The organism is Peribacillus sp. FW305-BF15 (assembly GCF_058783805.1).
On the sequence record NZ_JBYSYV010000006.1, the window covers coordinates 166,350 to 190,175 of the forward strand.

General features: G+C 41.5%; 22 protein-coding genes. 12 read left to right on the plus strand and 10 right to left on the minus strand.

From position 1 onward, the window contains the following. Nucleotides 1-3 precede the first annotated feature (3 nt). The 3 genes from AC3WLU_RS08325 to AC3WLU_RS08335 all read right to left on the minus strand — a co-directional run bounded on the left by AC3WLU_RS08325 (nucleotide 4) and on the right by AC3WLU_RS08335 (nucleotide 1,300). Entirely contained in the window at nucleotides 4-423 is a 420-nt protein-coding gene (locus AC3WLU_RS08325; protein ID WP_034314851.1) for a MarR family winged helix-turn-helix transcriptional regulator, read from the minus strand. A 270-nt stretch (nucleotides 424-693) separates the two neighbouring features. Then, nucleotides 694-930, minus strand: a complete 237-nt coding sequence (locus tag AC3WLU_RS08330) for a hypothetical protein (protein WP_492597100.1) — start codon at nucleotides 928-930, stop codon at nucleotides 694-696. 166 nt (nucleotides 931-1,096) lie between these two features. Next, complete coding sequence (locus tag AC3WLU_RS08335) at nucleotides 1,097-1,300, minus strand: YczO family protein (RefSeq protein ID WP_057275739.1); 204 nt, start codon at nucleotides 1,298-1,300, stop codon at nucleotides 1,097-1,099. Between the two features lie 128 nt (nucleotides 1,301-1,428). Here AC3WLU_RS08335 and ytvI point away from each other — a divergent pair, with 128 nt between their 5' ends. Next, nucleotides 1,429-2,472, plus strand: a complete 1,044-nt coding sequence (gene ytvI, locus AC3WLU_RS08340) for a sporulation integral membrane protein YtvI (RefSeq protein ID WP_082854712.1) — start codon at nucleotides 1,429-1,431, stop codon at nucleotides 2,470-2,472. 7 nt (nucleotides 2,473-2,479) lie between these two features. Here ytvI and AC3WLU_RS08345 read toward each other — a convergent pair whose 3' ends face one another. Continuing rightward, nucleotides 2,480-2,629 carry a hypothetical protein gene (locus AC3WLU_RS08345; RefSeq protein WP_170956573.1) on the minus strand — a complete coding sequence of 50 codons (150 nt, stop codon included), beginning with the start codon at nucleotides 2,627-2,629 and terminating at the stop codon, nucleotides 2,480-2,482. Between the two features lie 188 nt (nucleotides 2,630-2,817). Further along, nucleotides 2,818-4,170, minus strand: coding sequence for a hemolysin family protein (locus AC3WLU_RS08350; RefSeq protein WP_063577158.1), 1,353 nt, complete (start codon nucleotides 4,168-4,170; stop codon nucleotides 2,818-2,820). 607 nt (nucleotides 4,171-4,777) lie between these two features. On the opposite strand from AC3WLU_RS08350, the gene AC3WLU_RS08355 reads away from it, so the two are divergent. From AC3WLU_RS08355 to uptA, 4 genes are all read left to right on the plus strand, one after another. After that, complete coding sequence (locus tag AC3WLU_RS08355; protein WP_222620123.1) at nucleotides 4,778-5,350, plus strand: YitT family protein; 573 nt, start codon at nucleotides 4,778-4,780, stop codon at nucleotides 5,348-5,350. A 94-nt stretch (nucleotides 5,351-5,444) separates the two neighbouring features. After that, entirely contained in the window at nucleotides 5,445-6,158 is a 714-nt protein-coding gene (locus AC3WLU_RS08360) for a FixH family protein (RefSeq protein WP_057275742.1), read from the plus strand. Between the two features lie 92 nt (nucleotides 6,159-6,250). Continuing rightward, nucleotides 6,251-6,415, plus strand: a complete 165-nt coding sequence (locus tag AC3WLU_RS08365; RefSeq protein ID WP_153246081.1) for a hypothetical protein — start codon at nucleotides 6,251-6,253, stop codon at nucleotides 6,413-6,415. A 162-nt stretch (nucleotides 6,416-6,577) separates the two neighbouring features. After that, the gene (gene uptA / locus AC3WLU_RS08370; protein WP_063577829.1) at nucleotides 6,578-7,207 is read left to right on the plus strand and encodes an undecaprenyl phosphate transporter UptA; all 630 of its coding nucleotides are present in this window, start codon (nucleotides 6,578-6,580) and stop codon (nucleotides 7,205-7,207) included. A 57-nt stretch (nucleotides 7,208-7,264) separates the two neighbouring features. On the opposite strand, the gene AC3WLU_RS08375 is transcribed toward uptA, so the two are convergent. From AC3WLU_RS08375 to AC3WLU_RS08390, 4 genes are all read right to left on the minus strand, one after another. After that, entirely contained in the window at nucleotides 7,265-8,590 is a 1,326-nt protein-coding gene (locus tag AC3WLU_RS08375; protein WP_413002197.1) for a hemolysin family protein, read from the minus strand. Nucleotides 8,591-8,864: 274 nt separating this feature from the next. Beyond that, a complete protein-coding gene (locus tag AC3WLU_RS08380; protein WP_057275745.1) occupies nucleotides 8,865-9,974 on the minus strand; it encodes a sensor histidine kinase in 1,110 nt (369 codons plus the stop codon). A 236-nt stretch (nucleotides 9,975-10,210) separates the two neighbouring features. Beyond that, nucleotides 10,211-11,098 carry a cation diffusion facilitator family transporter gene (locus AC3WLU_RS08385; RefSeq protein WP_095678222.1) on the minus strand — a complete coding sequence of 296 codons (888 nt, stop codon included), beginning with the start codon at nucleotides 11,096-11,098 and terminating at the stop codon, nucleotides 10,211-10,213. Nucleotides 11,099-11,584: 486 nt separating this feature from the next. Next, nucleotides 11,585-12,109, minus strand: a complete 525-nt coding sequence (locus tag AC3WLU_RS08390; protein ID WP_063591904.1) for a universal stress protein — start codon at nucleotides 12,107-12,109, stop codon at nucleotides 11,585-11,587. A 320-nt stretch (nucleotides 12,110-12,429) separates the two neighbouring features. Between AC3WLU_RS08390 and AC3WLU_RS08395 the strand changes: the two genes are divergently transcribed. After that, nucleotides 12,430-14,427 carry a transglycosylase domain-containing protein gene (locus tag AC3WLU_RS08395; protein WP_492597101.1) on the plus strand — a complete coding sequence of 666 codons (1,998 nt, stop codon included), beginning with the start codon at nucleotides 12,430-12,432 and terminating at the stop codon, nucleotides 14,425-14,427. Between the two features lie 188 nt (nucleotides 14,428-14,615). Here AC3WLU_RS08395 and AC3WLU_RS08400 read toward each other — a convergent pair whose 3' ends face one another. After that, on the minus strand, nucleotides 14,616-14,924 hold the full coding sequence (locus AC3WLU_RS08400; protein WP_034314818.1) for a hypothetical protein: 309 nt from the start codon (nucleotides 14,922-14,924) through the stop codon (nucleotides 14,616-14,618). A gap of 195 nt (nucleotides 14,925-15,119) precedes the next feature. Between AC3WLU_RS08400 and iadA the strand changes: the two genes are divergently transcribed. From iadA to AC3WLU_RS08430, 6 genes are all read left to right on the plus strand, one after another. Further along, on the plus strand, nucleotides 15,120-16,295 hold the full coding sequence (iadA, locus tag AC3WLU_RS08405; protein WP_400450565.1) for a beta-aspartyl-peptidase: 1,176 nt from the start codon (nucleotides 15,120-15,122) through the stop codon (nucleotides 16,293-16,295). Between the two features lie 965 nt (nucleotides 16,296-17,260). Then, nucleotides 17,261-18,373 carry a pyruvate dehydrogenase (acetyl-transferring) E1 component subunit alpha gene (gene pdhA / locus AC3WLU_RS08410; RefSeq protein ID WP_492597102.1) on the plus strand — a complete coding sequence of 371 codons (1,113 nt, stop codon included), beginning with the start codon at nucleotides 17,261-17,263 and terminating at the stop codon, nucleotides 18,371-18,373. Continuing rightward, complete coding sequence (locus tag AC3WLU_RS08415) at nucleotides 18,373-19,356, plus strand: alpha-ketoacid dehydrogenase subunit beta (protein ID WP_057275753.1); 984 nt, start codon at nucleotides 18,373-18,375, stop codon at nucleotides 19,354-19,356. Before pdhA ends, AC3WLU_RS08415 begins: the two co-directional genes overlap by 1 nt. Nucleotides 19,357-19,389: 33 nt before the next feature. After that, on the plus strand, nucleotides 19,390-20,670 hold the full coding sequence (locus AC3WLU_RS08420) for a dihydrolipoamide acetyltransferase family protein (RefSeq protein WP_492597103.1): 1,281 nt from the start codon (nucleotides 19,390-19,392) through the stop codon (nucleotides 20,668-20,670). Next, nucleotides 20,671-22,095 carry a dihydrolipoyl dehydrogenase gene (lpdA, locus tag AC3WLU_RS08425; protein WP_492597104.1) on the plus strand — a complete coding sequence of 475 codons (1,425 nt, stop codon included), beginning with the start codon at nucleotides 20,671-20,673 and terminating at the stop codon, nucleotides 22,093-22,095. It abuts the gene before it with no gap. Nucleotides 22,096-22,444: 349 nt separating this feature from the next. Beyond that, nucleotides 22,445-23,824 carry an amino acid permease gene (locus tag AC3WLU_RS08430; RefSeq protein WP_492597105.1) on the plus strand — a complete coding sequence of 460 codons (1,380 nt, stop codon included), beginning with the start codon at nucleotides 22,445-22,447 and terminating at the stop codon, nucleotides 23,822-23,824. Nucleotides 23,825-23,826 lie beyond the last annotated feature (2 nt).

A 23,826-nucleotide genomic window follows, 5' to 3' on the forward strand; every position in this document is an offset into this window, starting at 1 on the left:
ATTTTAGTTTCTTATATTATTGAGGATTTTAAGGACCGTCTGGAAAAATACTTCCTGTTCTTCTTCAGTAATGCCTTCCAAGGCCTTTCCTTCGATTTTTTCTGCAATCTTAAGACATTTTGTATGTACCTCTTTGCCCCGGGGGGTCAGTTCGATTCGTTTTTCCTGTTCATCTTTACCAGGAACTTGTTTAATCATATTATTCTGTTCCATGCTGTTGACCGAACGTGTGATGATCACACTGTCTACATCCAGGTAACTGCAAATATCGGGGATTGTGGAATAGCCACAGTTCTTTAAGTAATTCAGGATTGTCCACTGATTATGGTAAATTTCAAGGGCTGTAATTTGTTCATTCATTTTGCTGACTAATGATCTCGATACTTGTAAATATTGATGAAATAATTGAGTAGGGTTCGTCATATGATTCTCCTTTATAATGGTCGACCAGTCCATTATATTCTTTAATTCTTAAAAGTCTATTGTAAAGAATCATTTATTTCAGTCAATGTTTATTTTTGGAAGCAAAGCGGGGAAGGGTAAAATTCTGGCAATATGAATGAATTGAGGGAAAGCTCAGTCTTCCCAAATCTCAAACAACAAAGGGGGAAGCATCTGCACAATCACAAGCAGAACATCAATCATGATGGAATATATTTCAGCCTGGAGACAAAGTCGAGAATTCATGTTTACCTACAGTTTTTTTGTGGTTTGTCCATTTGGGCGTTTATTTCCGTTCCAGGCACTCGCTTTCCGCGGGCGGTCGGCCCTCGGCGCTTTTGCACCTGCAGGGTCTCCCTTGGAGGCGCTTTTCCCGCAGGAGTCCCGAACACCCGCTCCAATCAACTTTGTTATAAGATTTAGTTTAGTTAGAAACCATACCTGAGAGGTTGAAGGTGCTGCCGGTACATCAATTAAAGATAGATACACTTTCCGGATCCCTTTTAGTCTACTGCTTGTAATATATGATGGGAAGAATATATTACTCTTTGAAATGGTCCATAAGTGCCGACGAAATTGGTAAAAGTATAAAACGCGCTGAATGCAGTATATCCTGCAAACAAAAACCAGCCTCTAAAAAGTGGCTGGTTTTTGTTTAAAACTTCTCGCTGGTGGAGCGGTGTTTTGTTTCTTTTTTATTTCGTTCTTCTTGATGTTCATATTTAATTTCATCAATTGGTAAATCATCAATGGGCATGACCACTTGATCACGTTCCAGCTGTTTCTCCTGATTTTTCTTGAAGGCCTTGGATTTATCATTACGCTCCTCAAGATACTTTTCTTTATCTTTATTATCCAATGTGAATCCCTCCATCTCTTTGTATCTCTTTTTCCCCTTATTGAGAAAATAAAACGTATAAGCGAAATATATGTGTCCCCGTTTCATAAATATAAGGAGAACAGGAAGGTGCAAGGAGGGTTTGTTCAGTGAATGTCGCCGTCTTTTTTCGCTGGTTTTGGAGGGGAATACTCCTTCTAGTCATATTAATCGTCATTCCGTATTCATGGGCGTTGATTTTAGCGCTGCTCACCGCCATTCTTTTGGATGGATTGGTCCGCATGATTGGTGAAACGGCAAGGCTGCATCGTTTTTGGGCAGTGTTAATTTCATTTGTTTTATATGTAGGCGGGCTTATGAGCATCACTTATTATTCTTTTTCGGTATTAATCAAGAAGGTCATTGTCTATTCGGAAGAATTTCCCGGTTTCATACGTGAAGTGTATTTGACGGCTATATTGCCAGTCATTAGGCAATGGGAACGGTATTCGCAAACTTTGCCGACAAACCTCATTCAATCGGTAGAACAGACGATGGAAAAGGGAGTCATGGCTCTGGAGGGGTTCACAGAGGGCTTTGTTCAGGATATGGTCCAGTTCGTGACACTCATTCCTGGACTTTTCATTGACTTTTTAATTTACTTAATCGCTTTATTCTTATTCAGTCTTGAATTGCCTAAATTAAGAAAAAAGGCAGTCCTTTATTTAAAGACATCCACCTATCAAAAAATTTCGCTAGTTTATCAAGATTTAAGTATGGCAGCCGTAGGCTTCATAAAGGCACAAATCCTGTTGAGTTTAATAACGTTCATCATGGCTTATGGAGGACTATGGTTGTTAAATGTGAAGTATATGATTCCATTGGCACTGTTAATAGTGGTGGTGGACATTCTTCCTATCTTGGGGACGGGATCTGTGCTGGTTCCTTGGGCAGCGATCGTTTGGGCTCAAGGAAATCATCATCTTGGTGTTGGCCTCATCATTCTATTCCTGGTCATTACCATCATAAGAAGGACCATCGAACCAAAAATCTATTCAGCAAATATGGGGTTGAGCCCATTGGCATCGTTGGTCAGTCTTTATTTAGGGTTTAAGATGCTTGGTTTCCTTGGGCTTTTCCTTGGACCTTCGATACTGATTGTTTATGATACGCTAAAGAGGGCAGGTGTCATTAAAACCAACTTCAAAATATGAAAGATTATTAGATGTTTTTGGCCTGATTTCTTAAATTTGACATATCTTTTACCGCTTTACCTTGACCGTTGCAATGATTGCAGTCCCGGGAAAAGAATTGAAGATAACGGGTTTTCCCTTTCCCTTTGCAGTGCTGGCAAATGGTTATGAGTTTCATGATTCTTCACTCCTTCAAAAAGTATCGCTTTTTTAACAGTATGAAACAATAAAGGTAGAACTATACTTCATGTAATCATCCAATGTTAAATGAAGCAGGTTTTATATAATATGTATTTATTTTATTTCATGTACCAGTTGAAAAAAAAATAACCCCCGCTCCTATTGTATTAGGAACGGGGGTTATTATCATGAAACGATTTCGGTTTGTGATATGATCGGGAATTCTTTCACTTCGCTTACGACTTTTGCCTGTTTATATATTTCAATATAACGAATATGGTGATCTTCCATTTCCTTTATCCTGAAGTTATAGGGACCATAAGTCAGGATATCACCTTGTTTGGCCTCATAATCCTCTGTAAGGATCCATCCGCCCATCGTATCAATATCTTCATCATTGATATCCAATCCGAGTAAATCATTCACTTCACTTACTAATACCTTGGCATCGATGATGTAGTGATCTTCTTTTAATTTGCGGACATCGGGAACTTCATCCAGGTCGAATTCATCGCGGATATCGCCAACGATTTCTTCAAGGATATCTTCAACGGTAACCAAACCTGAGGTACCGCCGTATTCATCCATGAGGATGGCCATGTGGATCCGTTCCTTTTGCATTTTTAAAAGTAAATCGTGAATCGGGATACTGTCAATGACACGGATGATCGGACGAACATATCGGTCGATCGTTGACGCTGCCTGATTGTTTCTGTCTATCATTTCAGTGAATAGCTCTTTGATATTGACCATTCCGATAACATGATCCTTATCACCATCAATGACAGGATATCGCGTAAAATTCTCTTCCGCCATTACGGTGAAAAACTGCTGGATCGTATCATCTTTGGATACCGTGGCAATTTCTGTACGTGGAACCATGATTTCTTTTGCGATCCGATCATCGAATTCAAAAATCTTATTCACATATTTAAACTCTGATTGGTTAATTTCGCCACTTTTGTAGCTTTCGGAAACAATGATTCGAAGCTCTTCTTCTGTATGAGCCAAATCATGTTCGGAAACCGCTTTTAATCCTAGCATTCTTGTAAGCGTCCTTGCAGAGCCATTCAGTACCCAGATGAATGGATACATGACTTTGTTAAAGGCAATTAAAGGTTTCGAAACCAATAATGTTACTTGCTCCGCTTTTTGAATCGCCAATGTTTTCGGTGCCAATTCTCCAACAACGACATGTATGAACGTAATGAAAGAAAAGGCAATTGCAACCGAGAGTGCATGTGAAGCTGAATTTGGAAGATTCAATTGATTAAAGAGTGGGTGCAAAATTTTTTCAACTGTCGGTTCCCCAAGGAATCCAAGCCCTAGGGCTGTAACGGTAATTCCGAGCTGACAAGTTGAGAGGTATTCATCCAGGTTGGAGATGACCTTCTTTGCTGAAATGGCATTCCTCGTTCCTTCTTCAATTAATTGATCGACCCTCGTGCTTCTCACTTTAACAATCGCAAACTCCGTAGCTACAAAAAATGCTGTTAAAGCAATTAAAATGGCAATAAGAACCAAGTTTATTATGTCCAAATAGTCTCCCTTAACTCGCCTTCGAGACGAATAAGGAGTACACCTCCTACATTTTTAAAATATACAAGTATATTTTTTTTGCCGTGCTGAATATTTTCGGGATTGCTTCTGTGGCCATAGATGTGCAGCCGCTTGAACTCCCATTTCTTTTAGTGATGAAGAGAATAATAGTATATGCCGATTAGCGATGCGTAGACGGGAAATAGAAGAATTTCTGTCTGAAGGAGTGCAGCCATTTTCCAAAAGGACACATATCCGTTACGCAAAGCAGCGCCTGTCCGTCACAACGAACATTCTTTAATGCCCCATCAAATCACCTCAATCTAATTAATTTAAATACTTTCATTATAGAAAGAGTTAATCATTCAGTCAAACAGCTTACGGCACCTTAAATCCGGTAAATTGCTTGTAAAGGATCAGTTTGAGCTAATAAATAGCTGTTTTTGACTGTTTTCTCTACTTTATTGTAACATATTATAGAATATTCAGAAAAATGAGGGCCGTTTCATAAAAAATTGCTCAGTTTCATTATTTTTTTGCTGGTACAAACATATTCTATAGAAACCAAGACAAGTTTTAAATGCAAGAATTAAAGGGGGTGGCAGCCATGAAAATCATGGAACGGATGGCAGCGATCATTGCCGGCAGCATGCTTGTAGGTGTGGGAATCAATTTTTTTCTGATACCTTATCATTTATTGGATGGCGGCATGATAGGGATTGGGCTGATTTTTCATTACTATATAGGACTTCCGACAGGACTGGGTGTGATTTTGAGCAGCATTCCATTATATATATATGCTTGGTACTTTGAAAAAAAATTATTCCTGAACAGCTTGCATGGCTTGCTTTTTTCCTCTTTATGCATCGATATTTTTTCCGACGCTGTCACAGGATGGAACCTCCCCATTTATGTAAGTGCGATAATCGGGGGAGGGTTGATTGGACTTGGAATCGGTTTAATGCTTCGGTATGGGACCTCTACAGGCGGAACCGATATGTTGGCACAGATCCTTTCCAGGAAAAGTGGACTCAATGTAGGTCTGCTGATTTTTTTCATTGATGGGTGTGTACTGCTTTGCGGATTGAGCGTTGTGGGGACTTCAATCTTTTTATATTCATTTTTAACGATCATCGCGGTAGGCATGCTGACTTCAGTCACCGTAATGCGAACCATTTGATGTGAAATTATGTATAAAAATCTGAAAAAAGGAAAGGATGGGCAATATGAAGAGGACAGATTTTTAGTCTAATAAATAGTAAAGGGAAGTTCATATGAAAAAACTTTATATGTGTACTGCGTTGTTAGTTATGCTGGCAGGGTGTCAAGAGTCTGAAATGCCAGAGGATAAGGAAGTGAACAGTGCTGTTCCAGAGTCGATGGATGCATCAATTGTCATTAAAGGGAAAGTGGAGCCTGGAAAAGAAGTCATTCTTGAAACGGCAGTGAAACAGGGAAGCCAATTGGTGAATGAAGCTGATGAGGTGCTGTTTGAAGTGAGAAAGTCCGGACAGGATAAACGGGAAATGCTTGAAGCAAAGAATACTGGAAGTGGCATGTATCAAGTGATGCATACTTTTGAGGAACAAGGCAAATATATTGTAGTGTCCCATGTAACGGCTAAAGGCCTTCATGTAATGCCTGAAAAGGAAGTCGTCGTTCCAGGACATGAAAGTGAAGGTGCATCGGTTCACCCTAGTACGGATGTATCTATCGGGTTTCAAAGTAACCCTGTAAAGGCAGGAAACAGTTCGAACTTTGAAGCGACGGTTGAATTGAATGGGAAGCCGCTGACAAATGCAGATGTGAATTTCGAGGTGTGGAAGGAAGGCAGCGAAGAGAGTCATTTCACCAAGGCTGAAGAAGATGGGAATGGAACATATCTAAATAAGGTATCTTTCGAAGAAGCGGGAACCTATAAGGTCCAGGTCCATGTTGAAAAAGACGAAGTGCATGAACACCAACTGCAAACTATTCATGTCAATTGATTGTTTTTTGGATCGAATCGTTTAAATAGGTTTTATTACTTCGTTAAATGGGAAGTTAAAGGATAACGGTACAGCAGAAAAGGAGGGTAAGCATGAATAATCAAATAATCAACAAGTATAAAGATCTCGGGATTCATATTGAAAAAACGAAATCACGGCAGGAGATTTTCACTAATGTTTCACAAAATGATTCATCCTTACTCACTGCCGCTGTTTTTTCTCAAATTTCCCAAAAAGGGGAGCTAAAAGAATATTGATGTAAAGAGACCGGAGTACATAGCAGCTGGTCTTTTTTTGTGCAATCCTGAATGTGGTGCATTGTGAAACTGGATATGAAAAATCGAATAGAACGTTATGAGCTGAATAGGATAGAAGGACAAACAATTTGAAATTAGCGGTAAGGGGAGTCCGATAGCATGATATCACAGCTTATTATGACGATATTGAATTGGTTTGCGGAAATGGGCTATATGGGGATTTTATTGGGGCTGATGGTTGAAATCATACCGAGTGAGCTTGTTCTAGGATACGGTGGTTATGTGGTAGGCCTGGGGAAAATGAATTTTTGGGGAGCTGTTCTTGCCGGTGTGGCAGGCGGGACGATGGCACAATTATTTCTCTATTGGGCGGGGTATTATGGAGGAAGGCCCTTTCTCTTGAAATATGGAAAATATATTCTAATTAAAGAAAATCATATTGTACATGCTGAAGAGTGGTTTAAGCGGTATGGCGTGGGCGTGGTTTTTACGGCTCGATTCATTCCGGTTGTTCGCCATGCCATTTCCATCCCTGCCGGAATTGCGAGGATGTCAGTATGGAAGTTTATATTTTATACGGTTGCGGCTGTCATACCTTGGACCATATTGTTCCTGACCTTAGGAAGGATCCTCGGCGAGAATTGGCAGCAAATCCGGGAAATAACTGAACCTTATCTAATACCGGCTGCTGGTTTTTCCTTTATCCTCATCATGATGTATATCTTATGGAAAAAAAAGAGCACACCTCCAATCGTAACGGTCAAAAAAATGGGACGGTTTCCCGATAAATGAACAAATCGTTAAAAAACAGCCACGTAAAATAACCTTTTACGTGGCTGTTTTTGATCATTAACCTTGGGTACCTTCAAGAGGAAGATGTACGACCTTTTTTGTGACCTCGATGGAACGGATGGCGTGATCTTCCATTTCAATCACTTTAAAGCAGAATCCGTCTTTTTCCATGATGTCCCCTACCTTCACATCATAGTTTTCAGTAAGGACCCATCCGCCTATAGTATCGACATCATCTTCTTCCAAGTGAATGCCAAGAAGATCATTCACTTCCTTTACAAGAAGTTTAGAGTCCAAAATATAATGTCCTTCTTTAATTTTCCTGATTGAGGCAACTTCATCGATATCGAATTCATCACGAATTTCCCCAACGATTTCCTCGAGGATATCCTCGACTGTGACAAGTCCGGAAGTTCCGCCGTATTCATCCATCAAAATAGCCATATGAATGCGTTCTTTTTGCATTTTTAACAGCAAATCGTGAATTGGTATATTTTCCATTACCCGAATGATCGGACGAGCGTAATTTTCAATCGCTTTGATATGGATTTCCCGGTTCTTGATAAGATCCGAGAAAACTTCCTTTAAGTTCACTAGGCCGATGACATGGTCTTTATCACCTTCGACAACAGGATATCTAGTGTATTTTTCCAATTTGGCCACATCGACGAATTCCTGTACCGTTTCATCCTTGGATATGGTCATGATTTCTGTCCGTGGAACCATGATTTCCTTGGCAACTCGATCATCGAATTCAAAGATGTTATTTACATATTTAAATTCCGACTGGTTAATCTCCCCGCTTTTATAGCTATCTGACAGGATGAAACGCAATTCTTCTTCCGTATGGGCTATTTCGCTTTCGGATGCTGGCTTAAAGCCAAATAATCCGACAACGAATCGGGAAGAATGGTTCAAGGCCCAGATGAAGGGAAAGGCTATCTTATGGAAAAAAATCAGCGGGCCGGCAATTGCCAAGGTCACTTGCTCAGCCTTTTGGATGGCAACCGTCTTTGGAGCCAATTCACCTACAACCACATTCAGGAACGTAATCAGGGAAAATGAAATGACAAATGTCAGAATGCTTGTAACTTCCTGTGGGATATTCAAGGCATTGAATAAGGGCCCAACCATTTTGAGGACGGTCGGTTGTCCTAACCACCCCAGTCCAAGGGCAGTAACGGTAATTCCTAGCTGTGTCGCGGATAGGTATTCATCAAGATCGGATGTAACCTTCTTTGCCGCAATGGCTTTTTTGTTTCCTTCTTCAATCAGTTGATCGATCCTGGAGCTGCGAACCCTTATGATCGAAAATTCCGAAGCTACAAAAAAGGCTGTTAAAGCAATTAAAATAATGACAAATAAAAAACTTAATATGTCCAATTAGTGTGGGACTTTATTGAATCGCCAGATGTGCCGAACGATTTAATTATCCCAGTCACCTCCCAAAACCAATAATGAATGAAATGATATTAGTATATAAAATGTTAGATGGAAAAATAATTCGCTATCTTGTATGAAATCTGGTTTTTATTTTCAATCTATAGGATCATTCACCTCGATCAGTAGTGGAACCTTCCTATTAGTATAAGTAACTGGACGTCAATCAGTCAAAAATTTCACACTAAAACCCTAAGGAAAAAAGGATATTTATCCATTATTTAGTTTTTAATTGTATGGAAAAGGTCGTTAGGAAATCGGTAGAGTGACAGGATAATGTTCCTTGATGCTTTAAAACGATTTCTTTACAGACGAATAATCCCAATCCCGTTCCTCTTTTTTTTGTGGTGATGAATGGCTCAAAAATATTCGGCAGGACGTCGTCAGGTATCTTCGGCCCATTATTCGATATATTTAAAGTAAGAATGCCGGGTGGCGATTCAGAGCCTGAAATGTAAATGGATGGGGAAGGCATCCCTGCAACCACATCAAGAGCATTTAATATAATATTTAGTAAAACTTGACGGAATTCTTCTTTAGAACCCGAAATTACGGCATCCTCGGCAATATTGCATGTAATGGAAGCATTAACTTCCAAAATGCTGGGATATAAAAATTCGATCACCTCATTCACAAGCTGAGCAATGGAAAATAGATCAGGTTGTGTTGTTGAAGTCTCCTTTTTGGAAATATTAAGAAATTGCGTGATCCGGTAATTGAGCTGATCCAATTCCTTTGAAATGATATCAAGGTACTTTATCTCAGGTTGTTCTGCCTGTAATAATTGTATGAATCCCATGATGGAAGTCAGTGGATTTCTGAATTCATGGACAAAGCTTGAGGTCATTTGGCCAAGGAGCGTCAAACGGTCTTTATGGTTTGGGCTTATGAATTGATAGCGTTCTTCAAGTTCCATCGTTTTCAATTCGGTATAATGGGATAATGCAAAATGAATGAGTTTATCGAAGTAAACGTTTACCCGTTTTATTAGAGCCGATATTTCTTCTTTGTGTGCTCCGGAATTCAAAATGTGCTCTATGATGACGGATCTCCCGATGGTTGCAGTGGAAAAGAAATTTTCCATATCCAATTGCTTAGTAACGCGATCAGCCGCAATTTTTTCCCCTACGACCTTCAGTACATCGTCTATGTCAGTATCCGATTTTCCAACCTGCTCCATTAGCAAATTAAAAATATTTTCGACTTCTCCTTTGAAATACCCCAGATATCCGTCCGGTAAATGCAGCAACTCATCTTTCCATTTGGAAATGATACTGTTTTTTTGAGAAGATAAAAAGTGAATGGTCATTTCTCGATTAGATACCATTTTGCCCTCCATACTGTAGGAAAATGAATTTACTTTTGACCCAGAAAGTGCTTTATTTGAATAAAATTACAAAATATCAAAATAATTACAACTTGTTTTCATGATAACAGATTACTGTTCCTTTAACATGTGTCAATTGGATAAATATTCGGCAATCAATCAATAAATACCTTTTTTTGACACAGTTTTATTACAGTAATTACAGGAATAAATAACAAAAAAAGGTATCCGTAAAGTTAATGACGGTTACCTTTTTTATGAAATGCATATGGTTCGATGTGTACGATCACATGCTGGATATTATATTCCTTCAAAAGATTTTCTTCGATTCTAACTGTAATATCATGACCTTGAATGACGGTCAAAAGAGGGTTGACATGAACGGTAGTTTCGAGCAGGATTTCACTTCCGTGCATCCGTGCTTTAATTTCACTCATGTCTTTAACACCCTCTGTCAATATAATCGTTTGTCCGATCTTTTGCAGGAGCTGCTCGTCGAAACCATCGGTTAAAGAGATGGACGCATCACGAAAGATATCCCAGGCCGTTTTGCATATGATGACCCCAACGACTGCTGCAGCTATCGCATCCAGCCAAGGGATTCCCAACTTAGTACCGATGATTCCAATGAAAGCACCAACACTGACAAGGGCATCGGAACGATTATCCTGAGCAACGGCATAGATGGAAGAGCTGTTGATTTTTTTACTTAATGTAAGGTTATAACGGTAGATTCCGTACATGAAGATGGCAGAGAATAGAGCGACATAACCGGTCAGCATACTGGGTACGGTTGTTGAATCTTGGTGAAAGAAGGATTCAATGGCACTGTATACAACCTGAAGGCCCACAGTGATCATGATGAAGGCAGCTACCAATGACGCTACGGTTTCCGCCCGTAAATGACCATATGAATGATTATCATCAGGAGGTCTCTTTGAAATTTTCAAACCAATCAAAACGGCTATGGAAGCGATGATGTCGGTCGTATTATTTAAACCATCAGCCCAAAGCCCTTTAGAATCACCGAAATAACCAAATGACAATTTAAGAGCAGACAAGAATATGTAAGCGGCAATGCTTATGTAGGCGCCTTTTTCAGCTGATATCGAATGTTTATCCATGTCCATTCCCTCCCCAATGTAAATTAGGCTTTTAATGAAATCAAACCTTAGTGAGTCTATAGAAAAATTGTCGTATTCTAACTTGGTTATCGGCAGGTGTATTGAAAGTCTGTAAAGAAGTTGGATAAACGAAATGATATTTACATGAAATGGTAAAAAGGTGAGTTTCGATGACATGTACAGTTTTTCTTTAATTGGCATTTAAAGAAACTAATAGATATTCTAACCGATGATCGAAAATTAAATACTTCCACAAGGGAGCCTAAAGGCTGGGAGTGAACGGTTCTGGTTCAGCCATTTTGAACCTGATAGTCAGCACTGATGCTGGATGTGGTTTTGGGCAGCAATTAGCAACCCGGTGTTTTTCGGCTGCTCCGAATGTAATACTGAAAAAATCCTATTAACAAAAAGGCAGGATTCTATATGAATCCGGCCTTTTTCGGAGAATGTATGACTCGAACCACTCAGGTAGAAACCGTTCATTTTTCATTTTGCAATGAATACCGAACATGGTGCGTTTTTCGCAATGGAACTACTTGTACTGCCAAGGAAGAATTTTTCCAAACCGCTTTTATCGCTATTGCCGACAACGATAAGATCAGCTGAATTTCTCGCTGCAAAGTCACATACGCTATCTGGCGCATATCCTTCCAATAGTTCGAATTTCCCCGTCACTTGACATTCACTTAACAATCTCAACGTATTACTTTCTGCGTTCTGAATACTATTCTCGAGGGCGGAGGGGGTGTCATTTACCTTTTGATTTCTTGGCTGGTCAACCTCAACAACAGGATGTGTCTGGACTGGATCCACATAAAATCCGGCAGAGGGCACGAACCCCGGCGCGGAGGCGTTACCCATGATACGCTGTTCAACCTTATCATTTAGGACATGAACGACGGTCAACTCAGCTTTTGGAAATGCCTTTTTCAATGTTGCTCCATATTCGACGGCCCGTTTACTTTCTTCATTTCCATCAAAAGCGACGACAATATGTTTTAAGTCTTTCATTACTATCATCTCTCCCCTGTATAAGACCTTAATAGTGTTATACCCGCTTTTAAATGGCTTCACGCCTTTAATCGGTATATAGATTGCCTTTTACGGGTAAAGGATAGATATGAGCATAGTTAAAATGGTAGGATGAAAATTGGTCCTTCAGTTAATTGGCAGGCACAGACGATGAAGGGATATCATCGGTAAGGATGCCGATTCGCGTGTAAAGTGCTACAAGAAAAGAGCGCCTTTTATTCAATCGACGAGTTTTCTTTAACAAAAAGGGTAAAATATTTTTAATGAAACATGTCGCAGATGGGAAATTGGGGGTACAAATGAGAGGGTTAGTGAAATTAGGTCTAATTATAATATTGGCGATTGCAGTTGTAGGCGCCGGTTCACTATTGTATTTCAGGCAGGGTGCTGATATAAGTCATCTTGAAAATAGTCTTCAGCAACCGACAGGAATCTATGATCTGGATGGGAATCTAGCCAGTACGATCACGGCAAATAAATCCGAGGGCGTCTCGATAGATGAAATACCGGAACATATGAAACAAGCGGTGGTTTCCATTGAGGATCACCGTTTTTATGAACATCACGGCATAGATTATCAAGGGATCATGCGGGCTTTGGTTAAAAATGCGAAGGCTGGAAGTGTTGTTGAAGGCGGGAGCACGCTCACCCAGCAGCTTGTGAAAATCACGATGCTGGAATCGGAACGAACATTGAAGAGGAAGATAGAAGAGTTTTTTCTAGCCCAGGAAGTTGAAAATCAATATACAAAAGATGAGATCCTGGAAATGTACCTGAATCAAGTTTATTTTGGCCATGGGGCATGGGGGATCAAAAAGGCTGCAAATATTTATTTTTCCAAAGAGGTCTCTGAATTGACCGTTGCCGAGGCAGCTTTGCTGGCGGGAGTCATTAACTTGCCATCCAAACTTGATCCATACAAGAATTTGGACGGTGCAGTGAAGCGGCGTGATTTGGTTCTTTCGCGAATGGCGGAACATGGTTATTTGACGAAAGATGAAGAAGCGGCCGCAAAAAAAGATTCGGTGACACTTCTTATGGGGGAGAAGGAAACCGATCCATTAAGAGGTAAGTATCCTTATTATGTCGATCATGTTTTATCGGAAGCATCGAGTAAATATGGAATTAAACTTGAGGAGCTGCTTTCAAAGGGGTATAAAATTTACACGACCCTGGACCAGTCCATGCAGCAGGCTACAGAAAGCGTGTATGAGAATTCAGCCAATTTTCCGGTTGGAACGAGTACAGAGGAACTGGTTCAAAGCGGGTCTGTCCTTCTTGATCCTGAAACAGGCGGCATAAAAGCACTTGTCGGCGGGAGGGGTGAACACCAATTCATGGGATATAACCGGGCAACCCAACTGACAAGGTCTCCTGGTTCATCCATTAAACCGCTTGTCGTTTACACGCCGGCTGTTGAAGAGGGATATGATATCACTGACCCTTTAAAGGATGAAAAAATGAGCTTCGGTGAATATGAGCCAACAAACCTGAGTGGTCAATATAAAGGAGAAGTCCCCATGTATGAAGCGGTGATGAATTCCTTGAATGTACCGACGGTTTGGCTATTGAATGAGATTGGCATCGATAGGGGGCTTGATTCACTTAAGCGGTTTGGGATTCCATATGACAAGGATGATCGAAACCTGTCTATCGCTTTAGGAGGGATGAAAAAAGGTGTGTCCCCGCTGCAGATGGCAGGAGCCTTTTCTGCTTTCGCCAACGAAGGGGAACGGATGGAAACCCACGCCATTGTAAGGATAGAAAATGCCGATGGAAAAGAGGTTGCCGCCTGGAAAGAGAAAAGCACCAAAGTGACCTCTGTAGCCGCCGTCGACAAAATGAATGCCATGCTGCTTGGAACAGTGGAATATGGCACAGCGAAAAACGCGGCTGTTTCCGGTTATGAAATAGCAGGTAAAACAGGATCTACACAAGTTCCCATCGAAGGAGTATCAGGGGTTAAAGATCAATGGTTCATCGGTTATTCACCTTCGCTGGTCGGTGCTGTTTGGGCGGGATATGATAAGACGGACGCAAAACATTATCTAACGACACACAGCAGTCAGGGAAGTGCACTCATCTTTCAAAAAATAATGTCGAAAGCCTTACAGAATCAAGCTGCTCAATCTTTTAAAGCTCAAGATATCGGTCCGCTTATAGCAGAACAACAGGCACTTATAGCTGACCAACAGGAGAAGGAAGAAGAGGAGAAGAAGAGACAATATTGGATTGACAAAGGAAATGAAATACGGGAAGGCTTGAATAAATGGAGGGACTGGGAGGTTCCGTGGTGATTCCCAGGTCCGGGAGCATGATCAAGCCTTTCTAAATCAAATCAACAAAAAAGACTGTCAATCATTGACAGTCTTTCATCATTCTTAAAAAATGAGATTTGCTATTATGCCGATTACGACGATTGCGCCTATCACCATTAAAATGGTTCTCATATAAATACACCCTCTTCAAACGTAGTTGGAATCATTTAAATATTTACGGTTTGGTTCGATTGGAAACGAAATGCACTTTCATCATTTTCTTTACAAATAGCCTGTACTTTTTCAAGCATGGCGTGTACATTCTCGCCTTCAAGTATGACTTTCATCGTTGCACACTCTTGAAGAATGAGCACGAAGGATACGAAAGTCGAAAGTTTCTTGGCATCGACCAATTTATGGTTGCAGATAAAATATATATTTCCTTTAAATTCTTTTGTAACTTGATATAGGTTCATGATTTGTCGCATGGATAATCTTTTATTTGTTTGAATGTCAGAAGAAATCACTTTATTCATGTCGTTTACTCCTTTTGTTTTTATACTTTTGGAAAAGCATAATCAAGATGTCAATTCAGCTACAACGTTTAAAAATGAACAAGAATGTTTTGGACTTTTTTTATGTAATTGTTAGCGGGTCATGTTGTATATTTACCCGCGTGAAAGATTTTGAAACCTATTTGAAAATTTCAATTTTTGGAGGGGGAATGAACAATGCTCACGCTTATTAAAAATGGGGAGCTTTATGGACCGGAATATATGGGCCAAAAAGATATCCTCTTGGTTGGAAAGCAAATTGGCTTCATTGAGGACCAGATTGATGTACCTGCCAATTTCGTTGAAATGAAAGTGATTGATGCGAGTGGTCAAATTGTGGCTCCGGGTTTTATAGATGCCCACGTACATATTATCGGCGGAGGCGGGGAAGGGGGTTTTAAAACGAGGACACCTGAAATCCAATTAACAGATGCCACTTTAGCCGGTATAACGACTTTGGTAGGGGTCATCGGCACAGATGGTACGACAAGGACGATGCCTGCACTGCTCGCTAAAGCGAGAGCGCTTGAAGAAGAAGGAATTAGCTGCTTCGTTCAGACTGGTTCGTATCAAGTTCCAGTCAAGACGTTAACCGGAAAGATCGAGGATGATTTGATTCTTGTGGATAAAATTATCGGTGTTGGCGAAATAGCCATTGCCGATCATCGTTCTTCTCAGCCGACTGCAGCTGAACTCGCTAAACTGGCCTCGCAGGCACGTAATGGAGGTCTGTTATCCGGGAAAAGCGGTATCGTCAATATTCATGTCGGCGACAGTCTAGATCATTTGCACGTAATTGAAAAAGTTGTCGAGACAACGGAAATTCCGATCACTCAGTTCTACCCTACACATATAAACCGAAATCCGCATTTATTTAATGCAGGGGTGGAATATGCAAAAAAAGGGGGGTATATAGATTTTACGACAAGTACAATCCAGAAATTCCTTGAAGAAGGCGAGGTCAAAGCAAGTACAGCAATTAAAATGGCACTAGAAGAAGGCGTTGAAATCGGGCAGATCACCATAACTTCAGATGGGCAAGCCAGCCTGCCTGACTTCGATGGAAGCGGTAACCTGCGCGGTTTGAACATTGGTACATGCATGTCGTTATATGATTGTGTTGTCGATGCGGTCCTCGAGGATGGAGTGGCAATTGCCGATGCCCTACGAGTTGTGACGGAAAACCCGGCAAACATTTTAAAGCTTTCTGCAAAGGGAAAGCTTTCGGTAGGTAAGGACGCCGATATCATCATGATGAATCAACGAACTTTAGAAATAAATAGTGTTATCGCGATGGGGCAGATGATGGTCAAAGATGGCCATGCTGTCGTTAAAGGAACATTTGAAAAATAGACCTTTTCTACCTTTGGGTGCAATTCCCGTTGCGGGTCCTACCCCATCCTGAAATGCAAAAAGGGTAACATTGATCTAATTTCGGATTTCTGAAAGAGGGTATGTGTAATGATTTCAACTTCATGTACTCGCTTTCCGGGGGCGGGCGGGAGCCTCCTCGGCGCGCCTGCGGGGTCTCCCATGTTTTTCCCTGAACTCCTTAATGGATGGAAGAAATATGCGACACTCCTGCCGAAAAACTGGCTAGCCGAGACCCCACAGACGCTTGCGTCGAGGAGGCTTGGCAGACAGTCGGCGGAAAGGGAGCGGATTTCTGAAATCAACTGGAATTTTTAAAAGAAAAAACTGCAGTTTCGTCTTATTCCGAACCCTATTTAAGACTAGTTTATCTTTCATGTTTTTCCCTAAACTCCTTAATGGATGGAAAAAATATGCGACACTCTTGCCGAAAAACTGGCTAGCCGAGACCCCACAGAAGCTTGCGTCGAGGAGGCTTGGCAGACAGTCGGCTCAAAGGGATGCGGATTTCTGAAAACAACTGTCTGTTGAAAAAACGTAGGCAACTGATTTCTTGGAGTTTTTATACAGTCTAAGACCCATATATAATATAATGGGTCTTTTTTGTGCTGGATTTTTTTTGATGAAGGTTCTAAATCTGTCGGGAGCATATCACATTTTGAAGGTAATCATTATGAAATTCCCCATTAAAGGTTCTCGTTTTCAAAATGAAGGCGAAGTATCAGAAAACATCTTCTAAATAAAGGTAATATGTAAAAAATTCATTCTATTTAACATATTATTAAAAACATGGATGTATTATCCTTTTATATAAGGAAATGTAGTTTATGAAACAGCATTTAATCACAGACAGAAAGACCAATAAAAACATTTTGGGCTGTTATTTCATGACTGTTCAAAACCTAGGTAAGTTTGCGAAACAAATCTATCTTAAGGGGAGAAATGAAATGGAAAAGACGGGAAACCCAATAATGAAAGCGCATTCAAGCGGAGTTGAGCCGGAAATGTTTCGTGTATTGACTCCTGATGGGGAAATAATTGAAGCGATTGATGGAAAAATCGATAAATCACTTATGTTAAAGATGTATGAGAGCATGCTCCTGCTCAGAACATTTGACCGAAAATCAATAAATCTCCAGCGCCAAGGCAGGATTGGGACTTATGCACCTTTCGAAGGGCAGGAAGCGTCCCAAGCAGGAAGCGCTTTAGCATTGTCGGCAGGGGATTGGATGTTTCCCACATACCGTGATCATGGAGCGGCAATCATTCATGGACAGGAATTATACCGTGTTTTCCTATACTGGATGGCGCATTTTGATGGTTCGATTTGTCCAGAAGGAAAAAGGATATTGCCTCCAAGTGTTCCAATTGCCACTCAAATGGTTCATGCAGTTGGAACGGCTTGGGCAAGTAACCTTAAAGGCGAAAAGAATGTTAGCATCGCCTATTTTGGCGATGGTGCGACTTCTGAAGGGGACTTTCATGAAGCACTGAATTTTGCCGGCGTTTATAAAACCCCGACAATCTTTTTCTGCCAAAATAATGGCTACGCAATCAGTGTCCCTTTTGAAAAGCAATCGGCATCAAAAACAATATCCCAGCGTGCTGCTGCTTATGACATCCATGGGGTGCGGGTGGATGGAAATGATATTTTTGCCGTATGGATGACTGTAAAGGAGGCTGTCGAAAGAGCGCTTAAAGGGGAAGGGCCTACATTAATCGAAGCCATTACCTTTCGCTATGGCGCCCATACTACTGCAGACAATCCGAACATATATCGCGATCAGGACGAAATTTCAACGTTCTGGAGGGAAAACCGCGATCCTATTACACGCCTTAGAAAGTATTTGAATAAAGAGGGTCATTGGAATGAAGAGCAGGAAGAATTGGTGTTAAAGCAATTCAACGAACTGATCGATGCTCACCTTAAAAGGGCCGAAGCGTATCCGAAATCCGACCCGCTCGAAATGTTTAACCATGTATATGCTGAGGAGACATGGCATCTTAAGGAACAGAAGCAGGAATTGAACCAAATCTTAAGGAAAGGCGGGAGGAAATGATGGGCAAAAATTTAACGATGCTCCAGGCTATTACGGAAGCGCTGGACCAAATGCTGGATCATGATGATCGCGTGATGATCTTGGGTGAGGATATTGGTGTGAATGGCGGGGTTTTTCGAGCGACGGAAGGACTTTATGAGAAGTATGGAAAAGATCGAGTTGTGGATACGCCTTTAGCTGAATCCGGAATCATCGGCTCTGCCATTGGTTTGGCTCTTAACGGAATGCTGCCCATAGTGGAGATCCAGTTTCTCGCCTTTATTTATCCGGGGTTCGAGCAGCTCATTTCCCATGCTGCCCGTATGAGGTATCGTACTCGTGGGCAATTTGGGGTGCCCCTCGTAATCCGTACGCCATATGGTGCCGGAATCAGGGGTCCTGAACTTCATTCCGAAAGTGTCGAAACCTTCTTTGCCCATACTCCGGGTTTAAAGGTGGTTGCACCCAGTAATCCATATGACGCAAAAGGGCTGCTCATTTCAGCGCTCGAAGATCCAGATCCAGTGATTTTTTTGGAACCGACTAAATTGTATCGGGCCTTCAAGGAAGAAGTTCCCGATGAAATGTACCGAATACCAATCGGTCAGGCAAAAGTGGTCCAGGAGGGAAGCGACCTGACCATTTTTGCATGGGGGGCCATGTTAAGGGAGGCATTGAATGCCGCGAAAAAGATTGAAGCAGAAAAAGGCTGGAAGTGTGAAGTGGTCGATCTTAGAACTTTATACCCTTTAGATAGGGATGCGATCGTGCAATCCATTAAAAAGACAGGTCGTGCATTGATCGTCCATGAAGCCCATAAGACGGCCGGATTAGGTGCGGAAATTATCTCCATCATTAATGATGAAGCTCTTATTTACCTGAAAGCGCCGATTAAGCGTGTAACAGGATTTGATGTACCGGTTCCGCCGTTTACAATAGAAGATCATTATTTACCGACTGTTGACCGTGTAAAACAAGGAATTGTCGAAACGTTATCATTTTAATTGATTTAGGGAGAAAGAGAAGGAGGATGACGCATGATGGAATTTAAACTTCCTGATGTAGGGGAAGGGATGCATGAAGGGGAAATTATCCAATGGCTCATCAAAGAAGGGGATGCGGTAAAACAGGACCAACCCATTGTTGAGGTGCAAACGGATAAAGTCAATGCGGAATTGACAGCCCCGGCAGCGGGAGTGGTCAAGAAAATATTTTTTTCCGTTGGGGATATCGTGGAAGTGGGAACCACTATATTCACAATTCAGGAAGAGAACGATGTGCCAGTTCCGGATACAAACATTAGTGAAGAAGAAAACCAAGTCGGGCAATCCGGTGATGTAAAAGTAAATGCGGAGCATATTACGACTAAACAGCACCATCAGGCAGTGCGTGCGTTGGCAACCCCATTCGTGCGTCAAATGGCCAGGGAAATGAAGATTGATATCGAGAAGGTTAAAGGTTCCGGTCCGGCTGGGCGAATTACCGAAAGTGACCTGAAGCAGTTTAAAGAAAATGATTCGATTTCACGGGAAGATGCCAAACAGCATGATGACAAGACTGGTCAAGAGATGGCGCAGATGAAGGATGCCGTACTGGCAAATGGTTTGGAAAATGAGCGGGAAGAGCGGATTCCGCTTAAAGGCATTCGTAAAAAAATCGCTGAACATATGGTAAAGTCCGTTTCGACCATTCCTCATGTAACGCATGTAGATGAATTGGAAATGGACCGATTGAAGGAATTTAAAAGTCAATTAAAGGAGTACTCAGATGATAAGGATATAAAATTGACTTTTTTGCCGTTTTTCGTTAAAGCCATTGTCATCGCTTTAAAGGAGTTCAAGACATTAAATGCTTCAATTGATGAAAGAACCAATGAAATCATCCTGAAAAATTATTATCATATTGGGATTGCGACGAATACAAAAGAGGGTCTCATTGTTCCTGTGATCAAACATGCCGATCAAAAAACCATTTTCCAACTGGCTGATGAAATCAGGCAATTGGCAACCCAAGCCCGTGAAGGGAAGTTGAGTATAAACCAAATCACAGGCAGTACATTTACCATCAGCAATGTAGGACCGATCGGAGGGATGCACGCTACCCCGATCATTAACTATCCGGAAGCTGCCATATTAGCTTTGCATAAAATGGAACATCGCATGGTCGTTCGCGATTTGGAAGGTGTTATCCGTTTAATGATGAATATGTCTCTTTCTTTCGATCATCGTTTGATTGATGGGGTAACAGCGGTGCACTTTACCAATAAAATCAAGGAATTGCTGGAAAATCCAATTCGTTTAGTTGTGGAGATGAGATAAATGGTAGTAGGGGAAGTTGCTGTTGAGACGGATGTTGTCATCATGGGAGGAGGTCCGGGAGGATATGCTGCGGCTATCCGTCTCGGCCAGTTAGGTAAATCTGTCGTGCTGGTTGAAAAGGATAAGTTGGGCGGGGTCTGCCTTAATCGGGGCTGTATACCTTCAAAAGCATTGATTCACGCAGCTGATCAATACCATGGGCTTAACGATTTAGGGAAAATGGGAATCCGGCTGCCTCAGGAAAGAACCACTATGGACTTGGGGGTTTGGCAGGATTGGAAAGGGGGCATCATATCCCAGTTGGGGCATGGTATTGCCCATTTGTGTAAGGAAAACGGAGTGACGGTGGTTAAAGGCCAAGCAACTTTTTTATCTGATGACCGCATTGGAGTTGAAACCGGTGGCGATTTTGAAACCTACAAGTTTGAACAGGCAATTATAGCGACAGGGTCCAGGCCTTTCATTCCATCCTTCATAAAAGTTGATGGAGAATATATATTGGATTCAACATCATCTTTGCAGCTGAATGAAGTTCCAGCGAGCTTGTCGATCATTGGCGGAGGATATATTGGAATCGAGCTGGGTATGGCATTTGCAAAGTTAGGGACTAAAGTGACCATCATTGAGATGGCCAATCGCATACTCCCTCAAGTTGCTGAAAACCTGGTAAAGGAAGTCACCCGGAATGCCAAGAAGCTCGGGATCAATATCAAAACATCCTCGAGGGTAGAGAAAGCGAGTGTAGTGGATGGTCAAGTGCACCTTCTTGTTTCCTCGGAAGAACAGGGTGCGGAAGCGGTCGTGAGCGAAAAGACCCTGGTTACAATTGGAAGGATTCCTAACACGGAAGAAATTGGCCTGAATCGGGCTGGAGTGACGGTTGGTGAGAAAGGCCATATAGCAGTGGATATGGAATGCCGTACAAATGTGCCGCACATCTTTGCCATCGGTGATACTACGCCTGGTCCGGCACTTGCCCATCGAGCGTCCAAACAGGGAATCGTGGCAGCTGAAGTGATAGCGGGGCTGCCAAGTGCAGTTGACTCGCCTTATATTCCCTATGTAATCTTCTCGGAACCACAAATAGCTGGTGTTGGTTTAAGCCGTGAAGAAGCTGAACAACAGGGATACAGCGTAAAGGTTGGCAAATTTCCGTTCAGTGCCAACGGAAGGGCGCTTGCAATGAATGAAACGGAGGGGTTTGCAGAAGTCATCGTGGATGCCAATAGTCATATACTGCTTGGAATGCATATGGTAGGTGCTGATGCTTCCAACCTTATAGGTGAAGGTGTCCTTGCCCTTGAGCTGGCGGCTCGGGTCGAAGATATAGCCCTCAGCATGCATCCTCATCCGACCTTGACCGAGGGGTGGCTGGAAGCGGCTGAAGCAGTTTTGGGACATGCAATTCACATCGTAAATAAATAGGAAAAGGTAAATTCATGGGGATTACCAATGTAGTCCCCGATTAGAATGTTTTATCTTAATGGAGTCAAAGACCCGAAAGGCAAGGCTATCAGTAAATTCACTCCATTTGGAATTATGTCCCGGCGTTTGACCAAACAGGGGCCGTATTGGCCTGCAATGATTCCCTCTTGTAAAACCATCGGCATATTGATATCATTTTTACTTTGGGAAGTATAGAGTTTTCAATAAGCTTTGGATCCTTTCACTCCTAAACCATAACGGTTGATGAGATAACAAATCTATTCGCCATTCAACGATTAAATGGGTTTAATTTATACGAGAAAATTATGGAATGAAGGAGGCAAATGTAATGGAGTCAAATGGTGGGTCATTGCAAAAGAAATTATTGCCGAGGCATATTAGCATGATGGCAATGGGAGGGGCAATAGGTACTGGGATTTTTAAAGGAAGTGCCGAAACCATATCGTTAGCAGGACCAGGAGTCATATTCACTTATATTTTTGCAGGATTGTTATTGCTAGTAGTCATGGGTGCCATAGCGGAAATGGCAATTGTCTATCCAAATACGAATATGAAAGGCTTCGTTCAGAAAGCATTCGGTAAGCGCCTTTCCTTCATCGTAGGCTGGATGTATTGTTTTATGTGGCTGTCCGTTTGTGTCATTGAGGTAGTGGTGGCAGGAAGCTTTTTGCAGTATTGGCTCCCGGCAATCCCGCTATGGATATTAAGTTTAGGGTGTGCGGCCTTCATCATTGGGATTAACATGATGAATGTCAAAAATTATGGTGAATTCGAATTTTGGTTTGCCGGCATTAAAATTACAATGATCATCTTATTCATTATATTGGGAGCCTGTATTTTATTTGGTGTGATCCCAAGCGGCGGATCTAATTATCTGCAAAACTTCACAGGGCATGGAGGATTTTTCCCGAATGGGTGGATGTCCATCTTTTCGGCATTACTGATCGTCATGTTCTCCTATGGCGGTTCCGAGTTAATAGGGGTGACGGTAACGGAAGCAAAGGATGCAGAACGCATTTTACCTAAGGTCATTAAAAACTATATTTGGAGAGTTGTATTATTCTTCACCTTACCGATACTTGTAATCTGCGGTTTGATTCCGTGGAATGAAATTGGCGACCAGGCAAGTCCGTTTGTACAGGTTTTGTCAATGTCAGGTTTTCAGGGATCTGCACATATCATGAATAGCATTTTGATTACGGCCGTCTTATCTGCCGCTAACTCTGGAATATATGGGTGTACCCGAATGCTGCATTCTTTAGCTGCAGAAGGGGAAGCTCCCAAGTCGTTCTCTTATGTATCAAAAAATGGCGTTCCCTTGTATAGTTTGCTATTAAGTGCAGGTGTATTGGTCGTCGGCTCCATGATTACTTTCGTTGCACAGGACAAGGCATTTACTCTATTAATGGCGTTTCCGGGTTTTGTAGTATCACTTGTATGGATCAGCATCTGTTTAGCGCAGCTTAAACTTCGCAATTCATATCCCAAAGCTCCCAGTTTTAAATTGTGGGGATTTCCATATATAACCTTGTTTACCGTAATCACGTTAAGCATCATTTGTGTCACGTTCGTATTCAGTGATCAGAATCGAATCAGTATCATTACTTGCCTGATTGTGTTGGCTGCCTTAATCTTGATTTCAATTTTTAAATTTAAAAGAGTGGACAAACAGGAAACACCTATAATAGAAAAAAATATCGCTAAATAAAT